Source organism: Clostridium sp. UBA4395, assembly GCF_002390995.1.
In the GTDB taxonomy this organism is placed as follows: Bacteria; Bacillota; Clostridia; order Clostridiales; family Clostridiaceae; genus Clostridium_J; species Clostridium_J sulfidigenes.
In genome coordinates this window covers 1-25,671 of the sequence record NZ_DGRF01000026.1, presented here as the reverse complement: position 1 = coordinate 25,671, position 25,671 = coordinate 1, and the positions used below count along the sequence as shown (strand labels likewise).

29 protein-coding genes are annotated in these 25,671 nt (G+C 30.4%); all 29 read left to right on the top strand.

From position 1 onward, the window contains the following. Positions 1 to 267 precede the first annotated feature (267 nt). The 29 genes from efp to B2694_RS03735 all read left to right on the top strand — a co-directional run bounded on the left by efp (position 268) and on the right by B2694_RS03735 (position 25,632). Positions 268 to 825: an elongation factor P gene (gene efp / locus B2694_RS03875; protein ID WP_035129348.1), complete on the top strand. Its 558-nt coding sequence runs from the start codon at positions 268 to 270 to the stop codon at positions 823 to 825. 241 nt (positions 826 to 1,066) lie between these two features. Further along, a complete protein-coding gene (spoIIIAA, locus tag B2694_RS03870; protein ID WP_346884654.1) occupies positions 1,067 to 1,984 on the top strand; it encodes a stage III sporulation protein AA in 918 nt (305 codons plus the stop codon). A gap of 3 nt (positions 1,985 to 1,987) precedes the next feature. Beyond that, positions 1,988 to 2,506 (top strand): stage III sporulation protein SpoIIIAB, encoded by a 519-nt coding sequence (gene spoIIIAB / locus B2694_RS03865; RefSeq protein ID WP_346884653.1) that lies wholly within the window; start codon positions 1,988 to 1,990, stop codon positions 2,504 to 2,506. Positions 2,507 to 2,521: 15 nt separating this feature from the next. Further along, positions 2,522 to 2,719 (top strand): stage III sporulation protein AC, encoded by a 198-nt coding sequence (gene spoIIIAC / locus B2694_RS03860; protein WP_346870814.1) that lies wholly within the window; start codon positions 2,522 to 2,524, stop codon positions 2,717 to 2,719. A 9-nt stretch (positions 2,720 to 2,728) separates the two neighbouring features. Next, entirely contained in the window at positions 2,729 to 3,112 is a 384-nt protein-coding gene (gene spoIIIAD / locus B2694_RS03855) for a stage III sporulation protein AD (protein WP_035129356.1), read from the top strand. Between the two features lie 8 nt (positions 3,113 to 3,120). Further along, positions 3,121 to 4,275 (top strand): stage III sporulation protein AE, encoded by a 1,155-nt coding sequence (spoIIIAE, locus tag B2694_RS03850; RefSeq protein ID WP_346884652.1) that lies wholly within the window; start codon positions 3,121 to 3,123, stop codon positions 4,273 to 4,275. Between the two features lie 15 nt (positions 4,276 to 4,290). Then, positions 4,291 to 4,908 carry a stage III sporulation protein AF gene (gene spoIIIAF / locus B2694_RS03845; RefSeq protein WP_346884651.1) on the top strand — a complete coding sequence of 206 codons (618 nt, stop codon included), beginning with the start codon at positions 4,291 to 4,293 and terminating at the stop codon, positions 4,906 to 4,908. A gap of 35 nt (positions 4,909 to 4,943) precedes the next feature. Then, a complete protein-coding gene (spoIIIAG, locus tag B2694_RS03840) occupies positions 4,944 to 5,648 on the top strand; it encodes a stage III sporulation protein AG (protein WP_346884650.1) in 705 nt (234 codons plus the stop codon). Positions 5,649 to 5,690: 42 nt separating this feature from the next. Continuing rightward, positions 5,691 to 6,179 (top strand): SpoIIIAH-like family protein, encoded by a 489-nt coding sequence (locus B2694_RS03835; RefSeq protein WP_035129361.1) that lies wholly within the window; start codon positions 5,691 to 5,693, stop codon positions 6,177 to 6,179. A gap of 187 nt (positions 6,180 to 6,366) precedes the next feature. Beyond that, the gene (locus B2694_RS03830) at positions 6,367 to 6,765 is read left to right on the top strand and encodes an Asp23/Gls24 family envelope stress response protein (RefSeq protein ID WP_035129363.1); all 399 of its coding nucleotides are present in this window, start codon (positions 6,367 to 6,369) and stop codon (positions 6,763 to 6,765) included. Between the two features lie 235 nt (positions 6,766 to 7,000). After that, positions 7,001 to 7,402 (top strand): transcription antitermination factor NusB, encoded by a 402-nt coding sequence (gene nusB, locus B2694_RS03825; RefSeq protein ID WP_346884649.1) that lies wholly within the window; start codon positions 7,001 to 7,003, stop codon positions 7,400 to 7,402. 8 nt (positions 7,403 to 7,410) lie between these two features. Then, positions 7,411 to 8,256, top strand: coding sequence for a bifunctional 5,10-methylenetetrahydrofolate dehydrogenase/5,10-methenyltetrahydrofolate cyclohydrolase (locus B2694_RS03820; RefSeq protein WP_346884648.1), 846 nt, complete (start codon positions 7,411 to 7,413; stop codon positions 8,254 to 8,256). Further along, positions 8,246 to 9,448: an exodeoxyribonuclease VII large subunit gene (xseA, locus tag B2694_RS03815; RefSeq protein WP_346884647.1), complete on the top strand. Its 1,203-nt coding sequence runs from the start codon at positions 8,246 to 8,248 to the stop codon at positions 9,446 to 9,448. The genes B2694_RS03820 and xseA overlap by 11 nt, the downstream gene beginning before the upstream one ends. A gap of 1 nt (position 9,449) precedes the next feature. Beyond that, positions 9,450 to 9,668, top strand: coding sequence for an exodeoxyribonuclease VII small subunit (xseB, locus tag B2694_RS03810; protein WP_035129370.1), 219 nt, complete (start codon positions 9,450 to 9,452; stop codon positions 9,666 to 9,668). A 23-nt stretch (positions 9,669 to 9,691) separates the two neighbouring features. Next, positions 9,692 to 10,558: a polyprenyl synthetase family protein gene (locus B2694_RS03805; RefSeq protein WP_346884646.1), complete on the top strand. Its 867-nt coding sequence runs from the start codon at positions 9,692 to 9,694 to the stop codon at positions 10,556 to 10,558. Positions 10,559 to 11,415: 857 nt separating this feature from the next. Next, entirely contained in the window at positions 11,416 to 12,000 is a 585-nt protein-coding gene (locus B2694_RS03800) for a hypothetical protein (RefSeq protein WP_346847954.1), read from the top strand. Between the two features lie 5 nt (positions 12,001 to 12,005). Beyond that, positions 12,006 to 13,883 carry a 1-deoxy-D-xylulose-5-phosphate synthase gene (gene dxs / locus B2694_RS03795; RefSeq protein WP_346884645.1) on the top strand — a complete coding sequence of 626 codons (1,878 nt, stop codon included), beginning with the start codon at positions 12,006 to 12,008 and terminating at the stop codon, positions 13,881 to 13,883. 2 nt (positions 13,884 to 13,885) lie between these two features. After that, entirely contained in the window at positions 13,886 to 14,710 is an 825-nt protein-coding gene (locus tag B2694_RS03790) for a TlyA family RNA methyltransferase (protein WP_346884644.1), read from the top strand. After that, positions 14,707 to 15,576 carry an NAD(+)/NADH kinase gene (locus B2694_RS03785; protein ID WP_346884643.1) on the top strand — a complete coding sequence of 290 codons (870 nt, stop codon included), beginning with the start codon at positions 14,707 to 14,709 and terminating at the stop codon, positions 15,574 to 15,576. Before B2694_RS03790 ends, B2694_RS03785 begins: the two co-directional genes overlap by 4 nt. Then, complete coding sequence (locus tag B2694_RS03780; protein ID WP_346847958.1) at positions 15,557 to 16,006, top strand: arginine repressor; 450 nt, start codon at positions 15,557 to 15,559, stop codon at positions 16,004 to 16,006. Before B2694_RS03785 ends, B2694_RS03780 begins: the two co-directional genes overlap by 20 nt. A 16-nt stretch (positions 16,007 to 16,022) precedes the next feature. Beyond that, positions 16,023 to 17,720: a DNA repair protein RecN gene (gene recN, locus B2694_RS03775; RefSeq protein ID WP_346884642.1), complete on the top strand. Its 1,698-nt coding sequence runs from the start codon at positions 16,023 to 16,025 to the stop codon at positions 17,718 to 17,720. 236 nt (positions 17,721 to 17,956) lie between these two features. Continuing rightward, on the top strand, positions 17,957 to 19,111 hold the full coding sequence (gene spoIVB, locus B2694_RS03770; RefSeq protein ID WP_414632712.1) for a SpoIVB peptidase: 1,155 nt from the start codon (positions 17,957 to 17,959) through the stop codon (positions 19,109 to 19,111). Between the two features lie 252 nt (positions 19,112 to 19,363). Continuing rightward, on the top strand, positions 19,364 to 20,197 hold the full coding sequence (gene spo0A / locus B2694_RS03765; RefSeq protein ID WP_346884640.1) for a sporulation transcription factor Spo0A: 834 nt from the start codon (positions 19,364 to 19,366) through the stop codon (positions 20,195 to 20,197). Positions 20,198 to 20,379: 182 nt separating this feature from the next. Further along, positions 20,380 to 20,898, top strand: a complete 519-nt coding sequence (locus B2694_RS03760; RefSeq protein WP_346884639.1) for an NUDIX hydrolase — start codon at positions 20,380 to 20,382, stop codon at positions 20,896 to 20,898. An 80-nt stretch (positions 20,899 to 20,978) separates the two neighbouring features. Further along, on the top strand, positions 20,979 to 21,617 hold the full coding sequence (gene spoIIM / locus B2694_RS03755) for a stage II sporulation protein M (protein ID WP_346884638.1): 639 nt from the start codon (positions 20,979 to 20,981) through the stop codon (positions 21,615 to 21,617). A gap of 4 nt (positions 21,618 to 21,621) precedes the next feature. After that, positions 21,622 to 21,840: a hypothetical protein gene (locus B2694_RS03750; protein WP_035129393.1), complete on the top strand. Its 219-nt coding sequence runs from the start codon at positions 21,622 to 21,624 to the stop codon at positions 21,838 to 21,840. A gap of 195 nt (positions 21,841 to 22,035) precedes the next feature. Continuing rightward, positions 22,036 to 23,208: a phosphopentomutase gene (locus B2694_RS03745; RefSeq protein ID WP_346884637.1), complete on the top strand. Its 1,173-nt coding sequence runs from the start codon at positions 22,036 to 22,038 to the stop codon at positions 23,206 to 23,208. 248 nt (positions 23,209 to 23,456) lie between these two features. Continuing rightward, positions 23,457 to 24,272, top strand: a complete 816-nt coding sequence (locus B2694_RS03740) for a purine-nucleoside phosphorylase (RefSeq protein WP_346884636.1) — start codon at positions 23,457 to 23,459, stop codon at positions 24,270 to 24,272. Positions 24,273 to 24,327: 55 nt separating this feature from the next. Then, positions 24,328 to 25,632: a pyrimidine-nucleoside phosphorylase gene (locus tag B2694_RS03735; protein WP_346884635.1), complete on the top strand. Its 1,305-nt coding sequence runs from the start codon at positions 24,328 to 24,330 to the stop codon at positions 25,630 to 25,632. Positions 25,633 to 25,671: the final 39 nt, after the last annotated feature.

The following is a 25,671-nucleotide window of genomic DNA, read 5'->3' as shown; positions in this document are numbered from 1 at the left end:
AAGTGAAAGTGCACTATTATAGAATATATTTAAAATTTTATTGCAAGTTTCTTAATATGAAGGTATAATTTGTTTGCAAAGAATACATAGTTTTGATAAAATATCATTGTTAATGTAAATGTAAGTAATTATAATTATTAAATTAGGTAATTAATTTATTACTAAAATTTAGTATGCATATTAATAACTACATAAGGTATTAAAGTGCTTTAAATAGGTTATAATAATTTTATTAACAAAGGCTATTATATATTGGGAGGTTACATTATGATATCAGCTGGAGATTTAAGAAAAGGAACAACTTTTGAAGATGGTGGACAAGTTTACACTGTTGTAGAATTTTTACATGTTAAACCAGGTAAGGGTGCTGCCTTCGTTAGAACTAAATTAAAAAATGCTATAACTGGAGCGGTTACAGAAACAACTTTCAACCCAACTGCTAAATTCCAAGAAGCAGTAATAGAGAGAAAAGAAATGCAGTATCTTTATTCTGATGGAGAGTTGTACTACTTCATGGATCAAGAAACTTTCGAGCAAATTCCTTTAAACTACGATAAAGTAGAAGAAGCTATAAAGTTCTTAAAAGAAAATATGTTTGCAATAATTAAATTCTACAAGGGTGAAGCTTTCTCAGTAGAAGCTCCAAACTTCGTTGAACTATTAATTACAAACACTGAACCAGCAGTTAAAGGAAATACTGCAACTAATGTGTTAAAACCAGCTACAGTAGAAACAGGGGCAATAGTTCCAGTTCCTCTATTTGTAAATGAGGGAGACACAATTAGAGTTGATACTAGATCAGGAGAATATATGGAAAGAGTTTAGTCCATATTGAGCTAGCTTTCATAATTGAAGGCTAGTTTTTATTTGCTCTATAAATACATATTTAATAGGTTGCAGAGATATATGAAAACATGCTGTTTTTAATAAGTGCTTCATATAATGAAATATTATATTTCGTTATATGAAGCACTTATTTTTTTTGTGAAAAATAAAAAAATAAAAATATTATAGTAATAATTATCTATGGAAGGTAATAACAATTAAGTAAGAAAGGGTGAGTTGCATGATTACTAAAGATGTTTTGGATATACTATCTCCTTCTATTAGAACTGAAGTTATAAACTATGACCATAGTGGAAAACTACAAGAAATTAGATTAAAAGTTAACAAACCGCTTATATTTATAAGCAATAATAAGGAGATAAGAACAAGTTATAATACAAAATTAGAGGACATAAAGATAATTATTCAAAAGATAAGTAGCTACTCCATATACGCCTTTGAGGAAGAAATCAAACAAGGATATATAACTATTCAAGGTGGTCACAGAGTTGGAATTTGTGGTACCTGTGTTTTAGAAGAAAACTCTCTTAAGACTATAAAACACATATCTTCAATTAATATACGTATTGCTAGAGAGGTAAAGGGATGTAGTGATGGAATCTTACCTTTTATTATTAAAGATAATTCTATATTAAACACTATAATAATATCTCCACCTAAATGTGGGAAAACAACTATATTAAGAGATTTATCAAGGGAGATATCTAATGGATTATCAAGATATGGGTTAAGTGGCAAAAACGTAGCTATTATTGATGAAAGAAGTGAAATTGGAGCATGTTATAGAGGGGCTCCTCAAATGGATGTAGGCATTAGGACAGATATATTGGATAACTGCCCGAAAAGTCAAGGAATAATCATGGCCATTAGAAGTATGGCTCCTCATCTTATAGTATGTGACGAAATAGGTACTTATAAAGATATGGAGAGTATTGTGGCAGCATTAAATTCAGGTGTAAATGTAATAACCACTATCCATGGATTTAGTGAAAAGGATCTCTATAATAGACCAGTATTCAAAGAAATTTTAGAAAATAAAGTTTTTCAAAGAGCTGTAATTTTAAGTAATAAGTGTGGCATTGCAACCATAGAATATATATATGATTTTACAAAAGGTGAGAAAGTAAGGGGGTGGTAATAAATGATAAAAGTAATAGGTTTTATTCTTATAGTAGTTTCATCTACTATTTTAGGATTTTCTTATGGAGAAAAATTTAAAAAAAGAGTTAGGGAGTTAAAGGAATTTCAGCGAGGCGTATATGTATTAAAGAATGAAATAAATTTTACCCATGCATTACTTCCAGAGGCTCTTAATAAGGTATATGAAAAATGTGAAGAACCCATAGCTGGAATTTTTAAGGAAGCGTCAGAATTAATTATTAGCAGCGAAGAATGTGATGTAAATAGTTGTTTTATTCATAGCCTAGATAAAAGAGTGGACAAATTATCCTTAACTAAAGATGACCTAGGTATATTTTTAGATTTTACTAAAAGTTTAGGTGAAATGGATATAGAAGGACATAATGATATGTTTGCACTAACTCTAGAAAATTTGGGAAAAGCAATTAACAATGCCGAATATAACATTGATAAAAACGTGAAGATGTATAGATACCTGGGGTTTTCCTTCGGTGCCATGATAGGAATTATTTTAATGTAAGGAGGCGTGTGGATTTTGTTAGATATAAGTATAATAATAAAAATTGGTATAGTTGGAATTGTAATGATAGTTTTAGATAAGGTTTTAGATAGTGGAGGGAAAAAGGAATATGCAGTTATTAGTAATTTAGCAGGAATAGTAATAATACTAATATTAGTGATTAGCTTGGTTTCAAAGTTATTCAATGCAATACAAACTTTATTTTACTTTTAGGAGGAAACTATGGATATTATCAAAATAGTATCCTTTGCACTAATAACTCTTCTTATTGTGATAATGGTAAAAAGGGAAAGACCAGATATTGCACTTTTAATTAGCTTAATAGCAGGCATAATAGTATTTATGTTTTTAGTTAGCAAGCTAACTATAATAGTAAATTTCCTTCAAACCTTATCTAATAAAGCTAATATAGACATAGTGTACTTGGATACAGTATTTAAAATTTTAGGTATTGCATATTTATCATCCTTTTGTAGTGAAATTTGCAGGGATGCTGGTGAGAGTAGCATTGCATCAAAGGTTGAATTTGCTGGTAAAATATTAATTCTTACTCTTGCAATACCAATACTAATGGCTGTAATGCAAACAATATTAAAGATAATGTAGGTGTAAATATGAAGAAAAGTATATTTGTTTTAATAGTTATGATCATATTTTTAATTCCTATAAAAGCTTATGGTAGTGATGAAGTAAATATAGATGATGAGCAAATGAGCAAAATAAATGGACTATATGATTATATAAGTAATCTGGATACTGGAACTGAATTACTAAAGGATATGTCGCCTAAGGAATTTGTACAAAGTTATATGAAAGATGGACAAGGCTCCTTAGAAAGAAAAGAAATATTAAAGATGGCTTTGGGATACTTATTTAAAGAAATAGTAGTATCTTTTAAAATAATAGGACAACTTATCATAATAGCTATAGTTTGTGCATTATTAAATAATCTTCAAAATGCCTTTAGCAATGAAAAGTTGTGTAATGTAGCATATTTTGCTTGCTTCTCTGTGATGATTATACTGATTGCTCGAGGATTTTATATAGGAGTGGAATTAACCCAACAGGTTATAAATAGTATAAGTGATTTTATGGTAGCGCTAATGCCGGTGCTTATAATGTTACTGGCAAGTGTAGGAAGTGTAAGTCAAGCTGTGGTAATGGACCCCATTATTATGGGTGTATGCACCTTAGGAACTAAGCTTTATTCTTCTATAATCATACCTATAATTTGTATGAGTTTTGTCCTAGACTTTGTAAATAACATATCTAATGAATATAACGTTAAGAATTTGACTAGTTTACTTAAAAAGTTTGCTCTATGGGTTCAAGGTATTTTTCTAACAATTTTCGTTGGGATTATAACAATTAGGGGAATTGTAGGAAATAGTTTTGATGTGGTGACCACAAAAACAGCTAAATTTGCCATGGACAGTTTTATACCTGTAGTAGGTAAAACTTTATCTGATGCCTTTGCAACAGTAGCCAGCTACACCTTACTTTTGAAAAACTCAGTTAGTCTATTAGGTGTAGTAATTCTTATATCTATAATTTTACTTCCTATAATAAAGATTTTTGTTATGGGATTCATGTATAAACTAACTTCTGCATTATTGCAACCAGTAAGTGATAATAAAGTAACTAATATTATAGATGCTGCAGGAGGATCTTTGATGCTACTTGGTTCTTGTATTATATGTGTCAGTGTAATGTTTTTTATAATGATTACTATAATAGCTGCTACAGGTAAAGGATTTATTCTAATGTAGATATTAGATTAATTTATGTTAAAAGTAGGTGATGAAGTGATAGAAGCTTTAGGAAAGTGGATAATAACCATATGTGTGGCGATATTTTTTTCTACAGCAGTACAAATGATATTACCAGATAATTCATTAAAAAAGTATTGTAATTTTGTTCTTGGGTTAATTGTTTTTGTAGTTATATTAAGTCCTATTTTAAAAATATTTAATGAGGAGCTACAAGTGAACAAAATAATTGAAGAATCTGCAGACTTAGTATTCAATGATAAAGGTGAGAGAAATTATGAAGAATATAGACACGCTAATATAAATAGTACATTAGAAAGGTTTAAAAGCAATTTAGAAAAACAATGTGTAGCTGATTTAGAGAAAAATTTTAAGGGAGATCGGTATAGTGCCAAGGTAGATGCAGCTTATGACAATGAAAATAGCATTTTTCTTATTGAAAGAATTGAGATAGGAATTAATGATGGTTCAGTGGAAAGGGTAAAAAAGGTACAAATCGGTGATGAGTCAGTTCAGGTAGACAATCAAGATTCTTCAACAGATAAAAAATCAATGGAGGTTAGAAATTTTATTAGCTCTACTTACGATATAGATGAGGAAAATATATATGTATACAAACTTAATAATAATTAAACATAAATTTTATATAGAAGTTTGGGGGGATAAAAGTGTCAAATAATCTTAAAAAAATATTTGAAGATGTTTTTAAGGGAAAAGGAGGTGAGAGCAAACAGCAAGATAAAGATTCTAAAACTACTATAGGAGAAAGTGGTAAAAAGCCCAAGGTGATAAATTCTAATCTATTAACAAATTTAGCCATAGTATTTTTAGTTGGAGTTCTATTATTAATAGTAGGAAGTATGTTTACAAAGGACAATAGTCCAAAGGGAAGTGACAGTGGAACTGCTAATGTAGTGGCAATAGGTGGTGATGAAATACAAAAGAATACAGATACTACATCTTCAGCTGTAGATAAGGCTTATAAGGAGAAGATGCAACAAGAATTAATTAGTTTATTAGAGAAAATAGAAGGTGTAGGTAAAGTCCATTCTATGATTTACTTCGCAAGTGGACAAGAACAGGTACCAGTATTTAATGAAGAAACTTCAACTAGTGTTACTAGTGAAAAGGACAATGGTGGGGGACAAAGGGAGATAACACAAGAAAATGGTGGGAGTACAGTAGTTATGGAAAATAAGGAAAATCAACAACAACCCTTTATAACAAAAACTTATAATCCAACCATTACAGGTATTTGTGTAGTAGCTGAAGGAGCTGGGGATTCAGTGACAGAATTAAGGATACGTCAAGCTGTAATTAAATTATTTGGTCTTTCAGATGATAAAGTACAGGTATATCCTATGAAAAAGTAGCATATAAATGTGATATAAATAAAAAATTCGGGGGGAACTATAATGAATAAAAAACAAACTATAATTATTTCTTCACTAGTAGTATTAATTTTATTTGCAGGTTATTTAGCGACTCAAGTAAATGGACCACTTTATGTAAGTGATACAAAGGGAAATGATGGAACTACAATTAGTGCATCAACTAATGCAAATTATTTTACAGAAGCAAGATTACAACGTGATAACAATGCCACTAAAACTCTTCAAACTTTAAAGGCTTTATTAGATGATGAAAATACTCCACAAGATCAAAAGGCAGAGGCTGCTGATGAATATAAGAATTTAGCACTTCAATCTGATAAAGAAGTTAAAATTGAATTAGCACTTAAAGCTCAAGGATTTGAAGAAGCCCTTTGTACTTTAGATAAGGAAAAGGCTACAGTGGTAGTTAAACATGAAGGGGAGCTTTCAGACCAACAAGTTAGACAAATTAAAGATGTAGTTATGAGTAAAGCTGATATAAAAGATATAGAAATAAAAGTAGCTGAATAACTAAACATATTTTGTTTTAAAAACAGTAGAGTAAAAATCTGCTGTTTTTAATATATTTGAAGGGTAATATTTATAAAAGTGGGTAATATAAAAATAATGAGTATTTCTATTATAAAATTTGTAAAAGAAATTGTTATCTGATATAATATGAATATTATTAATCACACTGGTAAGGGGGTAGTGAATTATGGAAGAAAATATATTAAATGAAGTTCCTACAGAGGAAGAAGTTGGTATAGTAAGAATATCTGACGAAGTTATTGGTGTAATAGCTAGTCTTGCAGCATCGGAAATAGAAGGTGTTGCAGGTATGAGTGCTGGATTAGTAGAAGATATAAGTAAAAAGCTCACTGGTAAAAAGAATATATCAAAGGGCGTTAAAGTAACTATGGATAACGATTCTGCAGTAATAGATTTACATATGTCCGTGGAGTATGGTATAAAGATACCGGATATGTGTTTAAAGGTGCAGAAAAATGTTAAGAACACTGTTGAAACTATGACAGGTTTAAATGTATCATTAGTTAATATTAACGTGCAGAATATTATATTTCCTAAGATGAACAAAGAAGAGGAAATAGAGTAATTTTAAACACCCTCTAGTGAAGAGGGTGTTTCCATGTGTAAAATTAACTTATCCATGTCATGATGTGGAGTTTAATTTCAATTTTAAAAACATAATATTAATAAGATGATATAAGGAACTTATACATAAGAAACTCCCATTTAAGTGGTTCTATATAGATAATTCATTTATAAAAAGTTACAAAAAACTTATTAGGAAAAATAACAAACAAGAGATATTTTATGGAGGTATATATATGAATAGAAGAAAAAGTAGAGAGATAGCAACTAGGTTAATATTTGAAATGTCAATTAACAAGGAGAGTTATGTAGACATTATTGAAAATTTTCGCGAAAATACAGAGGAAAAAATAGAGGATATAGACTTTGAATATGTAATAAGAGTATTAAGGGGAGTATCTGAAAATGAAGCTCAAATTAATGAAACTATTACTAAGTATCTAGTAAAATGGAAATTAGAAAGATTACCAAAGATGAACTTAGCTATACTGAAAATGGCAACTTATGAAATCTTATTTGATGAAGATATTCCAAACAAAGTTACTATTAATGAAGCTATAGAACTTGCAAAGAGGTATGGAGATGATAATGCACCATCATTTATAAATGGGGTGTTAAATAATTTAATTAAAAAGTAGGTGTATTTATGGGAACAAAATTAAGTGGAAAAGACTTGGCAGTTCAACATAAAAGCGAAATTAAAGAATTAATTGCAAGCAGAGTAGGAAAAGGAAAAAGACCTCCAAGGCTAGTATCAATAATTGTTGGTGAAGATGGAGGATCAATTTCATATACTCGAGGACAAAAAAAGGTAAGTGAGGAGCTAGGAATATTGTATGAAACAAAAATGTTTTCAGAAAATATTTCTGAAGATAAGCTTATTGATGAAATTAAAGAGTTAAATGAAGATAATTTTGTTGATGGAATAATAATTCAATTACCGCTTCCAAAAGCATTAAATGAAGAAAGAGTTTTAGATGCTGTTGATGTAGAAAAGGATGTAGATGGACTTACAGATTTTAATATAGGAAAGATGTATAAAGATAAAAACTCTTTCATGCCATGTACAGCTAGGAGTGTTCTTGAACTTATTAAATCTCAAGTAGATATAAAGGGAAAAGAAGCAGTTATAATTGGACGAAGCAACATAGTTGGAAAGCCAGCAGCTTTTTTACTTCTTAAAGAAAATGCTACTATTACTATATGTCATTCAAAAACTATAGATATAGAAAGTGTTTGTAAAAAAGCAGATATTTTAGTTTCTGCCATAGGAAAACCTGGCTTTGTAACTAAAGATTTTGTTAAAGAGGGAGCCATAGTTATAGATGTAGGAACTACTATGGTGGAAGGTAAGGTCAAAGGCGATGTAAACTTTGAAGAAGTAATAGAAGTGGCTAGTTTAGTAACTCCAGTACCTGGTGGAGTAGGTGCTATGACAACAACTATGCTTATGAAGAATACCTGTGAGGCATGGTTAAAAAATGTACAGTAAAATTTTAACAGTGACAGCAGTAAATAGCTATATAAAGAAAGTAATAGATAATGATTTTATCCTTAAAAATTCTAATATCAAAGGAGAATTATCTAATGTAAAAATCCATAGCAGTGGTCATATATACTTTTCATTAAAGGATAATTTTACCAAGATTAAATGTGTAATGTTCAAGACAAGAGCCATGAATTTAACATTTATACCTAAGGATGGAATGAATGTAGTAGTATCTGGGAATATATCTATCTATGAGAAAGAAGGAACCTACCAACTTTACTGTAACACTATGGAGGTAGAAGGGGAAGGAGAACTCTTTATTGCATTTAATTTATTAAAAGAAAAGTTAGAGAAAGAAGGACTTTTTGATAATAATTTTAAAAAGGCAATTCCATCTATGCCAAGAAGAATAGGAGTAATTACTTCACCTACTGGTGCAGCAGTAAGGGATATAATTAAAGTAGCAACTAGACGAAACCTAAACATTGATATTTTAATATATCCATCCTTAGTTCAAGGAATTAATGCTAGCAGAGATATAGCTGCTGGTATAAAAGCTCTTAATAATATTGAGGATGTAGATGTGATAATTTTAGCTAGAGGTGGTGGCTCAATCGAAGAGTTATGGGCCTTTAACGAGGAAGAGGTAGCTAGGGCTATTAAAGCCTCTAAAATTCCTATTATTACAGGAGTGGGACATGAAACAGATTTTACAATAGCTGACTTTACAGCTGATTTAAGGGCAGCCACTCCTTCCCATGCTGCTGAAATTGCAGTATACAGCTTAGAGGGTTTTAAGGAAAAATTAAATGGATTAAGAGAAGAAATAAAATATGCTATAAATAAAAATATTAATGAGAAATTTAATATTCTTAATAATATGTTTAATAGATTATTGTTATATAGCCCTGAGAATTATGTGGTAAATCAATATGATAAGTTAGATAATCTAAAAAGTAAACTAATGTTTACTATGGAATTAAGGCTTCAAGAAGAAAGAAATAGATTAAAGGTTATAAGCCATAGATTAATTGGAAATAACCCATTAAACATATTAGATAAGGGGTATAGCATTATAAAAAGTCCAGACAATCAGCCTATAGAATCTTTAGAAAAATTGAAAGAGTATGAAGTTGTAGGAATTACCATGAAAGATGGTCATGGACTATTTAAAATAGAACAGGTGGAGGAATAACATGGCTAAGAAAAAAGAAACTTATGAGAGTAAGGTTCTCAAGTTAGAGGAAATATTGCTTGAAATGGAAAATAGAGAAGTTACTTTAGATGAGGCTATTTGTAAATATGAAGAGGGAATGAAGCTTTATAGTGATTTATATAAGACTCTTCAAGAAGCAGAAGGAAAAATAAAGATATTGACAGATAAAGGTGAAGAAGATTTTCATCAGGAAGATTAATTGTATTTTGTGAGGGATTAAATATGAATATTAATATCTATAAGGAAAAAATAGAAAGTTGGATGGAAAACTATTTTAAAACTAAAGATGTTGGTGATAGTTCCATGTTAGAACCTATAATATATAGCTTAAAGGTTGGGGGTAAAAGAATAAGACCTATTCTTATGATTTGTACTTATAATATGTATAATAATATTATAGATGAAATCCTTCCTTTTGCTGCGTCTATGGAGATGATACACACCTATTCATTAATACACGATGATCTTCCATGTATGGATGATGATGATTTAAGAAGAGGTAAACCAACAAACCATAAGGTTTATGGAGAAGCTATGGCTACCTTAGCTGGAGATAGTTTACTAAATGAGGCTATGAATGTAATGTTTTCACAATGTCTAAGTGGGGAATTGAAAAAAATTAGAGCATCAGCTATTATTTCAAAGTCATCAGGTATAGATGGTATGATAAAGGGTCAAATTATAGATATAAGAAGTGAAGGTCAAAAAATAAATGAAGAAATTCTTTTAGAGATGCACAAAAATAAAACAGGTCAGCTAATATCAGCTTCTATTATTGCAGGGGCTACAATGGGAGAGGCTCCAGAAAAAGATTTGGAAACTCTTAAATCTTTTGGAGAAAAACTAGGTCTTGCATTCCAAATTAAAGATGATATTTTAGATGTTGAAGGAGATTCGAAATTACTAGGTAAAACTCAAAGTGATGGAGAAAATGATAAAGTGAATTTTATTACCATGTATGGAATTAATAAGTGTAAAGAGTTTTGTAACAATTTAACTCAAGAATGCTATGAGCTTTTAAATAGCATAGAAAGAGATACAAAAGAACTAGAAGATATAACTAAGTTTTTGTTGGAGAGAGAATACTAATCTACTAAAACAAATGATTCTAAGTACATTTAACTTTATCCGATACTACCAGCTCTAATACTCCCATCTTTTTCAAATTGGGAGTTAAGAGCTGGTACGTCCATGCATAACGATTTCTCCTAAAGGACAACGAATTCTAAGTATCAAATTAATTGACACTTAGAATTCTGTTAGTAAGTTTCAAGGAAGTTAAGAAATCTGTTAATAAAAAAAGTAATGTCAATTAATTATAGTTATGCTATAATTAATTTAATGAGGTGGTGCAGTATTCTAGTCAGGTAAGTACTTTTGAGGACGGGGCTAAAAATCCGTTGAAGGGCACATCGATGAAGTTCCTTGTGCTGGCCTGTAACGCCCAGTTGTGGGCTTGTGCTGGGAGTAAGGTTGTGGGGCGACCGCAAAGGCATGCGACATCGACCCTACAATCGTGGAGACCAATGTTTGTGCTTTGGGAGAGATACCCACGGTACGGCACTGGATTAAACCTGCATTGTGGTAAACGAGCTATGTGCAGAGTAGCCTGCCTTGAGTGAGGTGGGTGGAGGTGAGAACAAATCTTGTTACCCCGGCCAGGGTAATGGGGCTATTGCTTGCTAAAACCCATGTTGCAAAAGAGGATAAGAGAGTACCTAACTGTCGAGGAAATCTCCTAGACTGTTCCATGTGAAGCATATTAAGGATTGCAGTGTGGACTAAGTGGTAATCTAGCCCTGTAGTTGGAAACACTATAGATAGAGCATTAAAGGGAAACCGTCAAGATGGCGACATCTTGATTACTCTATGGGAAATCCTGCTAGACCTAAGCCGCAAATTTTACTTAGTATGCTACCACCTTTATCTATTTTTGGAGGGTAAAATTGGAAAGCGATAGTAGTAGGCGGAATAAAAAAGCCAAAAACAAAGAATGTAAGAAAAAAAATACAAAAGAAGCATTATGGATAACTAAAATTACAATTTATACTATAATTATTAGTGGAACTGCTTCACTTTTATCAGAATCTACACTTCCAAGGGTTAATGCTTCCTTAGCGTTTACCATATTAGTGTTGATTATTTTTTTAGGCGTAATTTTTGATGTGATAGGTACAGCGGTTACGGCAGCAAATGAAATTCCATTTCATGCCATGGCCGCAAAGAAGATAAAAGAAGCAAAAATAGCAGTGAAGATGATAAGAAATGCAAGTAAGGTTTCAAACTTTTGTAACGACGTGGTAGGAGATGTGTGTGGTATTATAAGTGGAGCTGTAGGTGTAGTAATAGTAGCAAAAATATTGCAACTTTACCCTTATGGTTCTGAAATATTAATAGCATCTGGTATTAGTGCAATGATAGCAGGAGCCACTGTTGGTGGAAAAGCAATAGGAAAAAAATTCGCAATTACAAATAGTAATAATATATTATATGCAGTTGCAAAAGTAATATATTTTATAAAACGAGGTTAAGGTAAATGTCAAAGTATTTAGATAGATATGAAGATTTTAATGAAATAAGAAACATGAAGATAAATGAATTGGAAGAATTTGCAGAAGAAATACGTCAATTTCTGATCACTCAAGTCTCCAAGACGGGAGGACACTTATCATCTAATTTAGGTGTAGTTGAATTGACTATGAGTTTATTTAACGTATTTGATTTTAACAAGGATAAGATAATTTGGGATGTAGGACATCAATCTTATGTTCATAAAATATTAACAGGACGTAAAGAAAAATTTGATACCCTTAGACAATATAAAGGTCTTAGTGGATTTCCCAAAACAGAAGAAAGTAAGTATGATATGTTCAATACAGGACATAGTAGTACATCTATATCGGCAGCGGCAGGGATGGCAAGGGCTAGAGACATAAAAAATGAGAAACATGATGTGGTAGCTGTAATTGGAGATGGAGCCCTTACTGGCGGAATGGCTATGGAGGCTTTAAATGATATAGGATATAATAAAACTAAGATGATAGTAGTATTAAATGATAATCAAATGTCTATTTCACCAAATGTTGGAGGAATATCCACATATCTAAATGACTTAAGGATGGGAAATGCTTATAATAGAGTTAAAAGTGATGTAAATGCTACTTTGGAGAAGATACCAAAGGTAGGAAAAAGTATGATTAATTCTATAAATAAGATGAAGGATTCTGTAAAGCAACTTATGGTTCCTGGAATGCTTTTTGAAAATATGGGTTTAAAATATTATGGACCAATAGATGGCCATGATATAAAAGAAATGAGTAAGGTACTAAAAAAAGCTCAACAGGTAGAAGGCCCAGTAATTATTCATGTAATAACTAAAAAAGGTAAAGGCTATGAGTATGCAGAGGAGTTTCCAGATAAATTTCATGGAGTAGGACCTTTTAATTGTGAAAATGGACAGCAACCTTCAAAGGCCAGCAAATCCTATTCAGAAATTTTTGGTGATACTATGGTAAAATTGGCAGAAAAAAACAGAAAATTAGTAGCTATAACTGCAGCTATGCCAGAGGGAACAGGACTTGAGGGGTTTTCTAAGGAATTCCCAAAGAGATTTTTTGACGTAGGTATAGCAGAGCAACATGCGGTAACCATGGCAGCAGGTATGGCATCACAAGGATTAAAGCCTGTATTTGCAGTGTATTCTACTTTTCTTCAAAGAGCCTATGATCAAGTTATTCATGATGTAGCAATACAAAAATTGCCGGTAGTAATTGCTATAGATAGAGCGGGTATTGTAGGTCAAGATGGAGAAACTCACCAAGGGGTATTTGATTTATCTTACTTAACACACATACCAGATATGACAATAATGAGTCCTAAATGTACTGAAGAGTTAAGGTATATGCTACAGTTTGCAGTTACACAAAACTATCCTATAGCTATAAGATATCCAAGGGGTGGAGACTTATCTAATATTAAACTTTCGCCTATGACTTTCTTTAGAAAAGGTAAGTGGGAAGTTTTAGGTAATAAATCTGGAAAAGTGGCAATAATAGCAGTAGGTAAAATGGTTCAAAATGTAATTGTTGCTGAAGAAATGTTAAAGGAGAAAAATATAGATTGTACAATAGTAAATAGCTGTTTTGTAAAACCTATAGACACTGAATTGATAAAAGAACTAGTACAGTCAGGATATGATTTAGTTACTGTAGAAGATAATATGATATCTGGTGGTCTTGGAAGTGAGATATTAGAGTATTTAAATAGGGAAGGGTTACTTAAGAATAATATTTTAACATTAGGATTTAAGGATAAATTTATACAGCATGGAGATGTTAATATATTATATAATCTTAACAAACTAGACCCAGAAGGAATTTGTAGTAGTGTAGAGGAATTTTTAACTAAGGAGTAAGCATGTTAAAGGAAAGAGTTAGATTAGATTTATTAGTAGTAAAAAAGCAATTAGCAATTTCTCGTGAAAAAGCTAGAGAATATATTTTATCTGGAAAAATATATGTCAATGGAAAAGTAGAAAGAAAATGCGGGCTAAAAGTTGAAGAAACTGCTGAAGTCGAAATGTGTGGGGAAGTAATTCCCTATGTAAGTAGAGGTGGACTTAAATTAGAAAAAGCCCTTAAAGATTTTAATATAAATCTTAAAGGGCTTAAATGCTTAGATATAGGAGCATCTACTGGAGGATTTACAGAATGTATGCTTACTAGTGGAGCCATTAAGGTATATGCAATAGATGTAGGTAAAGATCAATTGGCAGACAAACTTAAAGGGGATAAAAGAGTTGTTTCTATGGAAAGCACAAATGTAAGAAATCTTACAATAGAACAAATTGGTGAATCCTGTGATTTTGCATCTATAGATGTATCTTTTATTTCATTAGATAAAGTAATACCTCATGTTATTCCACTTTTGAAGGACATGGGAGAAGTGGTAGCACTTATAAAACCTCAGTTTGAAGCTGGTAGAGGAAAAGTTTCTAAAAAAGGGGTAGTAAGGGATAGTAAAATCCATGAAGAGGTTATTTTAAATGTAGTAACTTTTTTGAAGGAGAGTCACATTAATATATTAAATTTAACTTATTCAGGCATTAAGGGTCCTAATGGAAATATAGAATATCTGATTAATTTTACTAAAGATTTTAATAGAATTGGAAATTTTAACAGCAATAGTATAGGAAACATTGTAAAAAATGCTCATGAAAAACTTACTGTGGAGGATATATGAAGAGTATAGGTATTAACATCAATTCATCTAAAGATAAGAAGAATACAATACTAAACTATGTTCATGATCTAATAAAGGAAGAATTTCCTGAAAGTGAATTACATATATTTAAAGATGCTGAGGGATTGGAGCTAGAAGAAAACAAAAAATTAGATTTACTCGTTACCTTAGGTGGGGATGGAACTATCTTAAGAGCAGCAAGAAAGATATATAAATATGGAGTACCAATTCTTGGAGTTAATATAGGCCATTTAGGTTTTTTAACTAGTGTAGAACTAACAGAAGTTAGTGAAGCTATTAAAAAACTTAAAAATAATGAATTTAAAATCATGGAAAGAATGATGATAAAGGTTACTATTCCTAAAAAAGATGGTGAAAATGTCCATGTAGCTTTAAATGATATAGTTATAACCAAGGGGATTTTAAGCAGAATGTTGACTTATAATATATTTGTAGATGGAAGCTTTTATAGTAGCTATAAATCTGATGGGTTAATAGTATCTACCCCTACAGGATCTACAGCCTATTCTTTATCAGCAGGGGGTCCAATAATCTATCCAACTATGGAGCTAATAAGTTTAACTCCTATTTGTCCTATATCTAATGGAGTAAAGACGATTATTTTAGATCCTCATAATAAGATAAGAATAATATTAAATACTAATGAAGATAACGTATTCTTAACCTGTGATGGGCATTTAGAATTAGAATCAGATAAATACAATGAGATGATAATTGAAACAATTGAAGATAAGTGTAAGATTGTTCAATTTAAGGATTATGATTATTTTAAAATATTAAGAACAAAAATAATTTCAAGATCTATGGATTGTGAGGAGAAAATATATGAAAGAAAATCGCCATAGTATAATATTGGATATAATAAAAAATGAAGATATTGAAACTCAAGAAGATTTAGCTGATAGATTAAGAGCTAAAAATATAAATGTAACTCAGGCAACTGTATCTAGAGATATAAAGGAATTAAACTTAATTAAAACATTATCTCATACAGGAAGATACAAGTATGCACAGGTGAATTCAAATAACAACTCAACTATTAGTGCATTGGCATACATATTTTCAAATACAGCTATATCTGTTGAAAAAGTAGATAAAATTTTGGTTGTTAGAACAATTACAGCATCAGCTCAAGTTGCAGCTGAAGCAATTGACTCTTTTAAATTAGAAGGGATTGCAGGAACAATAGCTGGAGATAATACTATTTTTATATTGGTAAGGACTGACGAAAAAGCCGAGGAACTTAAATTAGAAATAGAAAAATTAATAAAGTAAATGAGGAATGGTATAAATGCTTTTACAACTTAATATTATGAACTTTGCTCTTATAGAAAAACTATCCATAGATTTTTCTAAGGGATTTAATGTTTTATCAGGAGAAACAGGAGCAGGTAAATCTATATTAATTGATGCTATTAGCTTTGTTCTTGGAGGTAAATTTAATAAGAATTTAATAAGGGTAGGAGAAGATAAAACTGTAGTAGAAGCAGTTTTTTCTATTGAAAATCAAAGAACTAAGGCTATTTTAGAAGAATTAGATATTAGTGATGAGGGAATAGTAATACTCAGTAGGGAGAGCTTTCACTCAGGTAAAACCATAGCAAAAGTAAATAATAAAACCTTATTGCTATCTAAAATAAAGCAGGTTAGTGAAACTTTAATTGATATTCATGGTCAACATGAAAATCAAAATTTATTAGATAGTTCAAAGCACATAAATTATGTAGACTCATTTGGCCAAGATTTATTGGTGAATAAGCTTGAAGAATACGATAAATTTTATTTAAAATATGGTGAAGTTGAAGAAAAAATAAATAGACTTCAAGGAAACAATGGAGAAAGAGAGAAAAAAATAGATTTTCTAAAGTTTCAAATAGATGAAATTAATAGTATAAAACCTAAAATAGGTGAAGATGAAGAGTTATCAAAGAAATTTAATATGTTATCTAATGGAGAAAAAATCAAAAAGGCGTTAGAAAAAAGTTATATGCTACTTAAAGAGAATGATGAAAGTAGGATTTCTATTATAGATTCCTTAATGTATGTTATTAGAGAACTTAAGTCTATTGAAGCTCATCATGAAGAAGTTAAATCCATAGTAGATTCTCTGGAGGAATCATATTACTTGTTAGAGGATAATACTAGAACTCTTAGTGACTTAAAGGATAATACAGACTATGATATAGGTGAATTGGAATTTATAAATTCTAGAATGTATCAATTATCTGCTTGTAAAAAGAAATATGGACCTACTTTAGAAGATGTACTAGTGTATAAAAATAATATAGAAGAACAATATTTCGAATTAATAAACAGTGGAGAGATTATAGAAGAATTATTAAAACAAAAGAAAAAGTTATATGAAAAATTAGAAGGAATAGCACAGGAATTACATAATTTAAGATTAGAAATAAGTGAAGTACTAGAAAAAGAAATAAAAAAAGAATTAGATTATGTAGGTCTTGAAAAAAGTAGATTTAAAATAGAGGTAGCATATACAGATAATCTTAATTATAAAGGTAGAGACAAGATACAGTTCAAAATTTCCACTAACCCTGGACAGCCATTACAGCCTTTAGAAGAAGTGGTTTCGGGTGGAGAATTATCAAGGATTATGCTAGCACTTAAAACTGTGTTTGTAGATAAAGACCAAATTCCATCTGTAATATTTGACGAGGTAGATACTGGAATAAGTGGTAGGATAGCTCAAAGAGTAGGAGAAAAAATGGTGCTTATTTCTGAAGCTCATCAAGTATTTTGTATAACTCATTTACCTCAAATTGCAGCACTAGCAGATGTGAATTATTTAATTGAAAAAAACAGCGATGAAGTAAATACGTTTACAAAAGTTAAGAAGCTGAAGGATGATGAAGTGGAACAAGAAGTAGCTAGAATAATTGGTGGTAGCGAAGTTACGGCTATAACTATTGAAAATGCACGAGAAATGATTTCAAAGGCAAAAGAAATAAAAAGTGATTTAAGGCGATAAACAGAGTTCTTAGATTTTATTATAAATTTTAAAAAATAAAAATTAAAATGTGAATATATACTATAAAAATGTTTAACACTATAAACTAAGTATAACTTTAGTTTATAGTGTTTTATTTTCATGTTCTAAAAAATTCAATTAGGAAATCTTTTTGGGTTTAAAAGAAAAAGAACTCTAACATAAAAATTTCTCATAGGGGAAAATTAAAGTTAAACATTCTTTACAGGAGGTAAAGCATTATGAAAAAATTTAGTAATATTTTATTCTTGATATTTACTACAACCTTCATACTAATATCTATAAATTGCTATACTGATATAATTAATAGATATTTTAATGAAGCAGTGCCTTCAATAAATAATTATTCAAGTGATGTGGACTATAAATTAAATTTTTCAGAAGCTACTAGTCTAAAAAAGGTTAATTATGCTAAAACCTCCGACATAATGGTTTATCCAGGAGGAAAACCTTTAGGAATTAAAATTAATACAAAAGGAGCCCTTGTTATTGCTTTGTCAGATATTGAGGTAGATGGTAATAAGGTTCAAAGCCCAGCTGCTATTTCTGGAATAGCTATAGGAGATAGTATTACAAAAATTAATAATGAAACAATAAAAAGTGCCGAAGATATAGCTACTTATGTGAATAGAGCCAAGGGAGAGCAAGTTAAAATTACAGTAAATAGAAAAGGCGAAGAAATGAATTTTGTAGTTAATCCAGTGGTCAGTAAGAAGGATGAAAACTATAAAATTGGATTATGGGTTAGGGATTCTGTGGCAGGTGTGGGAACTTTAACATTTTATCATAAAGAAAGTGGGAAGTTTGGAGCACTAGGACATCCTATAACAGATATGGATACCAATACTATTATGAGTGTTGGGAAAGGTGAAATTGTAGATTCTAATATAGTGTCAGTAAGGAAAGGAGCTAAAGGTAGTCCAGGTGAACTTAGGGGGATTTTTACAGATAGTAATAAGACCTTAGGAATAATTAGATTAAATACACCTGTTGGAGTATTTGGAGAAGGTAATGATAATTTAATATGCAATAATTATAATAAGCCTATGAAGGTAGGATTTAAAGATGAAGTTAAGGTAGGAAAAGCACAAATTCTTACAACTATAGATGGCGAAGAGCCTGAATTATTTGACATAGTAATAGAAAAATTATTAAATCAACAAGAACCAAATGGTAAAAGTATGATAATAAAAGTTACAGATCCATTGTGCATAGAGAAAACAGGTGGGATTATTCAAGGAATGAGTGGAAGTCCAATAATTCAAAATAACAAAATAGTAGGTGCAGTAACACATGTTCTTGTCAATAAGCCTGATACAGGATATGGAATATATATGGATTGGATGATAAATGAAGCAGATGTTAGAAAATAAATAAATATTATCAATTACACTTAAAAAATACAAAAGGCTATATAATAATCATAAATAATTAAATAAAAACAATCTATTTATATAAAATTACAATAGGTTGTTTTTATTTGACTCAAAATGATGTTATAATATAAGAAAAGGTTGAATTTTAAAAAAATTTATTTTTTTTTAGGTAGTAGAAGGAGTTTTATTACTTTTGTCGAAATTATATATCTATGATATGGTAAAAATTACAAAAAGGGGAGTTGTGGAATGGAGCAAAGAAGCATTAATGTGCTAATTGCAGATGATAATAAGGAGTTTTGCAATATTTTAAGTGATTATTTTTTAAGTCAAAAGGACATCAATGTAGTTGGTGTAGCAAAAGATGGAGTAGAGGTTTTAGAACTTATTGAACAAACTAACCCTGATTTAGTAGTTCTAGACATTATAATGCCTCATTTAGATGGATTAGGAGTTCTTGAGAGATTAAATACAATGAATTTAAATCCAATGCCTAGAATAATTATATTATCAGCAGTAGGTCAAGACAAAATAACTCAAAGAGCTATATCTTTAGGAGCTGATTATTATGTAGTTAAGCCTTTTGATATGGACGTATTATCTAATAGAATTAGAGATATGTTTAATAATTCAATTTCAAGTGATACAGTTAGAAAAACAACAGTTACTAATACAACTAGTTCTTCATCATTAATGATGGATGTTAAACCCAAATCAAATAGTGGATCTATGGATTTAGAATCTGAAATTACTAATATCATTCATGAAATTGGTGTACCAGCTCATATTAAAGGGTATATGTATTTAAGAGAAGCTATAACTTTAGTGGTAAATGATATAGAATTATTGTCAGCAGTAACTAAAGAACTATATCCAGCAATAGCTAAGAAATACAATACTACTGCAAGTAGAGTAGAAAGAGCTATAAGACATGCTATAGAAGTTGCATGGGGTAGAGGACAGGTTGATACTATTAATAAGTTATTTGGATACACTATTCATAATGAAAAGGGTAAACCAACAAATAGTGAATTCATTGCTATGGTAGCGGACAAGCTAAGACTTAAAAATAAGGTATGCTAGAAGTTTAATATTATTAGGTTTATAGTAAAATTTAAGTCGATTAATTATCAAAGCCAATGCAACAAATTATTTTTACATCAACAATATATAAGTAAAAATTATAGACATCTTTTAATTTGAAAAAATTGAAGGTGTCTATTTTATGTATGATAGGTTATTATATATTGTGAGGAGTGGTGATGATGAAACTTTTTGAGAAAACTATTAGTGAAGAATATAAGTTTAAAGGAACAGTAATAAATTTAAAAGTGCAGCAAGTGGAACTTCCTAATGGAAAAGTAGGAAAAAGAGAACTTGTAGAACATCCAGGAGCAGTTGGTATAGTAGCTTATTTGAATTCAGATACTATACTTATTGTGGAACAGTTTAGAAAAGCATTAGATAGAACAATTTTAGAAATACCAGCTGGGAAAATAGAAAAGGGAGAAGATATTAAACTATGTGGTATTAGAGAATTGGAAGAAGAAACTGGATATAAGGCTAAAAAATTTCAGTTATTAGGTAAAATAGCTACAGCACCTGGATTTTCAGATGAATATATATATTTATATAAGGCTACTGAGTTATATAAAGGTGAAGTTAATAGAGATGATGATGAATTTATAAATGTAAAATTATATAGTATAGATAAAATTAAAGAAATGGTTAAAAGTGGAGAAGTTATAGACGGAAAGACTATTGCAGCTTTAGCATACCTGTAAAAATTAAATAAAATGGAATATTACCCTTAGGTTAGGCATAAATATAAATTAATTCTTAAATAAACTAAGGGGGAATATGTATGACATTAAGAAGCGTAATAGATAGTTTTAATAAACATTTTTATGAAAATATTTGGATGTATTTATTATCAATATTATTTATTGCCACTGGGATGATTCTAGGTCTCTACTGTGTTAAATATATGGAGGATGTGGACAAGAGTACCTTAATTAACTATATAACTGCTTTTGGATCATCATCGACCTTAGATGGATTATCTAATAAAGAAATATTAATGGGTACTTTAAAAAATAATATACCCATTATAATTGGATTTTGGTTTTTGGGATTAACAGTGGTAGGACTTCCAATAATTATTTTGATTAATATTTACAAAGGATTTTCTTTAGGATTTACTTTTAGTTTTTTTATATATGGATTAAAAGAAAAAGGATTACTCTTATCACTTTTAGGTGTTTTACCACAAAATCTTATATATATACCATGTTTAATATTTTTATCAGTACTATCTATTGAATTTTCTATAGGTATAGTAAAAGAAAAATTTACAAAGAAATATTCACCTAATACTGGTTCAGTAAGAAATTATACTATGATGTTTTTAATTGTCACAGGAGTTATGTTCATTGGATTTTTATTTGAGTCTTTTATAACGCCTATACTTATAAATTTTGCACTAAAGGGGCTAGGGGCATAAAAGTATGAAAGATGACATTAAAAAGTTCTTAATTATATATGCAGAGTGCTTTATAATTATATTTGTTATGGGGGGAGTATTGCCTAATATATTAGACTATGTACTGAGTTATTTTTATAAACCTGGAATTTATGAAAATAGTATTTTAGTTGGCAATGAACTAATAAAACCTTTAGAAATATTATATAATTATATTCATATATTTAATTCCATATTGAGATAAAGGAAAAATATAGATAAAAAAATTCAACTAATAAATTGACATATTTCAATAATAATGTACTATTATATTATGTGCCATTGCTAAAAAAGATGGAAGTTTAGCAGTGACACATAATTTATTTTATTTAGTTATATATTTTGAAACAACTGTGGTAAAATATAATATATCAGTGACTAAGAAGAAAGGAAGTATATCATGGATAGAAAAGTAGTTTTAGTTGTGCTTGATAGTGTTGGTATTGGAGAACTTCCAGATGCAGAGCTTTATGGAGATAAAGGTAGTAATACTTTAGGTAATATAGCAAAACATGTTAAAGGTTTTTCTATTCCAAACTTAGAAGCTTTAGGAATTGGTTCCATAGAAGGCGTGGAAAACCTTATTAAGTGTGAAAATCCAGAAGGAATTTATGGAAGATGTAGTGAACTTTCAAAAGGAAAGGATACAATTACAGGACATTGGGAAATGGCAGGAGTAATTTTAGAAACACCTCTTCAAACTTATCCTAATGGTTTTCCGAGAGAAATTATGGATGAATTTGAAGCTAAGATAGGAAGAAAGACTTTAGGAAATGTAGTTGCTTCTGGTACAGCCATCATTGAGGAATTAGGGGATGAACATATAAGAACTGGATACCCTATAATCTACACCTCTGCAGATAGTGTATTCCAAATTGCAGCTAACGAAGATGTAATACCTTTAGAAGAATTATATAATATGTGCAAAATTGCAAGAGAAATGTTAGTTGGAGATAAGATGGTAGGTAGAGTAATTGCCAGACCGTTTAAAGGTATGAAAAAAGGTGAGTTTGTAAGAACAGCTAATAGACATGATTATGCACTAGAGCCTTTTAATAAGACTGCTCTTGAGTATGTCAGTGAAGCTGGCTTACCTATGGCAGCTGTAGGTAAGATTAAAGATATATTTACAGGAAAAGGTGTTACAGAATCAGTATCTATAAAGGACAATATGGATGGAGTTAATAAAACTTTACAAATGATGAAGTCTCATTCTAATGGATTCATATTTACAAACTTAGTAGATTTTGATATGAAATTTGGACATAGAAATGATGTAGAAGGATATGCTAAGGCTTTAGAAGAATTTGATGATAGATTACCAGAAATTAAAGAAGCTTTAGGATATAATGATGTATTAATCATTACTGCAGATCATGGATGTGATCCAACTACAGAAGGTACAGATCATTCCAGAGAATATGTGCCTGTACTTGTATATGGAAGAAATCTTAAGGAAGATATAAATCTTGGAACTAGAAATGGATTCTGCGATATAGGTAAAACTGTATTAGATTTACTTGATATTGAAAATGATTTAGTAGGAAAAAGCTTCAAAGATTTAATTGTATAGCTAGTAATCTAGGTTTAAAAGAGTTTTAGATAGTATAAAAATATAAAGATAATAAGAATAATAAAAATTTTAATACACAAATTACAATATATAAATTCCTTAAAGGTAATAATATATTGTAATTTGTTGTTAATATTATTTGTTTAACTAACTAGTCAAACAAATAGCATTAAGATAAATTAATAAGCTGATAATATAGAGTATAACTAAATAAAATTATATAACTGTGAAGAAGAGGAGAAATTATAATGGATATTAAATTAATTAATGAGAGTGTAGAATATATAAAGGCTAGGTTAAGCTTCCAGCCAGAAATAGGTATTATCTTAGGCTCTGGTCTTGGTGATATGGCTGATAAGGTTGAAGATAGGGTGGTAGTAAAGTATTCAGAAGTACCTAATCTTCCGGTATCTACAGTACAAGGTCATGCAGGACAATTTGTATGCGGAACTTTAGAAGGTAAAAAGGTTATCATGATGCAAGGTAGATTTCATTATTATGAAGGTCATCCTATGAGCGTATTAGCACTTCCAATCCATATCATGAAATATTTGGGTGTTAAGTCCTTGATAGTAACTAATGCTTGTGGTGGTGTTAATACTAGCTTTGTACCAGGTGACTTAATGATGATTACAGATCATATAAACTTTGCAGGTACAAATCCACTTATAGGTAAAAATGAAGAAGAAATAGGAGCAAGATTCCCAGATATGTCTACAGCTTATGATAGAGAATATTTAAAACTAGCAAAAGAAGTTGGAGCATCTCTTAATATAGAATTAAAAGAAGGAGTTTATATGATGTTTACAGGTCCAGTATATGAAACTCCAGCAGAGGTAAGAATGGCAAGAATACTAGGTGCTGATGCAGTTGGAATGTCAACGGTTCCTGAAGTTATTGCAGCTAATCATTGTGGTCTTAGAATACTAGGAATTTCATGCATAACTAACATGGCAGCCGGAATCTTAGACCAACCATTAAATCATGAAGAAGTAATAGAAACTTCTGCTAAAGTAAAATCAAAATTTGTTTCTTTAGTGAAAGGAATAGTTAGAGAATTATAATAGTGGACCATTACAAACAAAATTAAATATAAAGGTATAGAGCGGGGTGTGTTTTATGAGAATGTATGATTTGATTCTAAAAAAGAGAAATGGTGGAGAGCTTTCTACAGAGGAAATAAATTATTTTGTAGAGAACTATACAAAGGGAGAAATTCCAGATTATCAAGTATCAGCTCTTTTAATGGCTATATATTTTCAAAAGATGAATAAAAGAGAAACTTCAGACTTAACAATGGCAATGGTACATTCTGGAGATATGTTAGATTTAAGTGAAATTCAAGGTGTTAAGGTAGATAAGCACAGCACCGGTGGAGTAGGAGATACTACGACTTTAGTGCTTACACCTATGGTAGCAGCATTGGGAATACCGGTAGCTAAGATGTCAGGTAGAGGCCTAGGGCATACTGGAGGAACCATAGATAAGTTAGAAGCTTTCAAAGGTTTTTCAGTGGAGATGCCAACAGAAAAATTCATTAATAATGTTAACACTATTAAAATTGCTGTGGGAGGACAGACTGGAGACTTAGCACCAGCTGATAAGAAATTATATGCCTTAAGAGATGTTACAGCAACCGTTGATAATGTTTCTTTGATTGCATCTAGCATTATGAGCAAGAAAATTGCTTCAGGAGCTGACGCTATAGTTTTAGATGTTAAGGTTGGAGATGGAGCTTTCATGAAGAACACAGAGTCTGCTAAGGAGTTGGCTACAGAAATGGTTTCTATAGGAAAACATATTGGGCGTAATACTATGGCAGTAATTTCAGATATGGACCAACCATTAGGTTTAGCTATAGGTAATGCTTTAGAAGTAGAAGAAGCCATAAATACATTAAAGGGAAATGGTCCTGAGGACTTATTACAACTTTCTTTAGTTTTAGGAAGTCGTATGGTAATGTTAGCAGGAAAAGCAGGTACTGCTGAGGAAGCTGAAGCTATGTTAAAAGAGACTATAACTTCAGGAGCAGCTATAGAAAAACTTAAAGAATTTGTTAAAGCTCAAGGTGGAGATATAGACTGTATTGATAATACAAATTTATTACCTAAAGCTAAGTATGTAGTACCGGTAATTGCAGAAAATAGTGGAGTGGTTAAAAAAATCCATGCTGAAAACTTAGGAATAGTTGCAATGGAACTTGGAGCAGGAAGAGCCACTAAAGAAAGTAAAATAGATTTATCAGTGGGAATAGTTTTAAATAAAAAACGTGGTGATAAAGTAGAGAAGGGTGACATCATAGCATATATTCATAGTAATAATGAAAGCCTTATTGAAAAAGCTAATGAGGGTATCTTAAAAAACTATGAAATAGTTGAAGGCTATAAAAATGATATACCACTAATCCATGAAGTAATTAGTTAGTATATATTAAAATAAAATGAAGGGGCTGTATCAAAATTA

Bases quoted from the DNA above. Each gene is read 5' to 3' on its own strand.
- spoIIIAE (WP_346884652.1), top strand. From the start codon at position 3,121: ATGAAGAAAAGTATATTTGTTTTAATAGTTATGATCATATTTTTAATT.
- xseB (WP_035129370.1), top strand. From the start codon at position 9,450: ATGGCTAAGAAAAAAGAAACTTATGAGAGTAAGGTTCTCAAGTTAGAG.
- B2694_RS03740 (WP_346884636.1), top strand. From the start codon at position 23,457: ATGGATATTAAATTAATTAATGAGAGTGTAGAATATATAAAGGCTAGG.
- efp (WP_035129348.1), top strand. From the start codon at position 268: ATGATATCAGCTGGAGATTTAAGAAAAGGAACAACTTTTGAAGATGGT.
- B2694_RS03820 (WP_346884648.1), top strand. From the start codon at position 7,411: ATGGGAACAAAATTAAGTGGAAAAGACTTGGCAGTTCAACATAAAAGC.
- spoIIM (WP_346884638.1), top strand. From the start codon at position 20,979: ATGACATTAAGAAGCGTAATAGATAGTTTTAATAAACATTTTTATGAA.
- B2694_RS03830 (WP_035129363.1), top strand. From the start codon at position 6,367: ATGGAAGAAAATATATTAAATGAAGTTCCTACAGAGGAAGAAGTTGGT.
- B2694_RS03790 (WP_346884644.1), top strand. From the start codon at position 13,886: ATGTTAAAGGAAAGAGTTAGATTAGATTTATTAGTAGTAAAAAAGCAA.
- xseA (WP_346884647.1), top strand. From the start codon at position 8,246: ATGTACAGTAAAATTTTAACAGTGACAGCAGTAAATAGCTATATAAAG.
- recN (WP_346884642.1), top strand. From the start codon at position 16,023: ATGCTTTTACAACTTAATATTATGAACTTTGCTCTTATAGAAAAACTA.
- B2694_RS03745 (WP_346884637.1), top strand. From the start codon at position 22,036: ATGGATAGAAAAGTAGTTTTAGTTGTGCTTGATAGTGTTGGTATTGGA.
- dxs (WP_346884645.1), top strand. From the start codon at position 12,006: ATGTCAAAGTATTTAGATAGATATGAAGATTTTAATGAAATAAGAAAC.
- spoIIIAF (WP_346884651.1), top strand. From the start codon at position 4,291: ATGTTAAAAGTAGGTGATGAAGTGATAGAAGCTTTAGGAAAGTGGATA.
- B2694_RS03750 (WP_035129393.1), top strand. From the start codon at position 21,622: ATGAAAGATGACATTAAAAAGTTCTTAATTATATATGCAGAGTGCTTT.
- spoIIIAA (WP_346884654.1), top strand. From the start codon at position 1,067: ATGATTACTAAAGATGTTTTGGATATACTATCTCCTTCTATTAGAACT.
- spoIIIAD (WP_035129356.1), top strand. From the start codon at position 2,729: ATGGATATTATCAAAATAGTATCCTTTGCACTAATAACTCTTCTTATT.
- B2694_RS03760 (WP_346884639.1), top strand. From the start codon at position 20,380: ATGAAACTTTTTGAGAAAACTATTAGTGAAGAATATAAGTTTAAAGGA.
- spo0A (WP_346884640.1), top strand. From the start codon at position 19,364: ATGGAGCAAAGAAGCATTAATGTGCTAATTGCAGATGATAATAAGGAG.
- B2694_RS03835 (WP_035129361.1), top strand. From the start codon at position 5,691: ATGAATAAAAAACAAACTATAATTATTTCTTCACTAGTAGTATTAATT.
- B2694_RS03805 (WP_346884646.1), top strand. From the start codon at position 9,692: ATGAATATTAATATCTATAAGGAAAAAATAGAAAGTTGGATGGAAAAC.
- spoIIIAB (WP_346884653.1), top strand. From the start codon at position 1,988: ATGATAAAAGTAATAGGTTTTATTCTTATAGTAGTTTCATCTACTATT.
- B2694_RS03785 (WP_346884643.1), top strand. From the start codon at position 14,707: ATGAAGAGTATAGGTATTAACATCAATTCATCTAAAGATAAGAAGAAT.
- nusB (WP_346884649.1), top strand. From the start codon at position 7,001: ATGAATAGAAGAAAAAGTAGAGAGATAGCAACTAGGTTAATATTTGAA.
- B2694_RS03780 (WP_346847958.1), top strand. From the start codon at position 15,557: ATGAAAGAAAATCGCCATAGTATAATATTGGATATAATAAAAAATGAA.
- B2694_RS03735 (WP_346884635.1), top strand. From the start codon at position 24,328: ATGAGAATGTATGATTTGATTCTAAAAAAGAGAAATGGTGGAGAGCTT.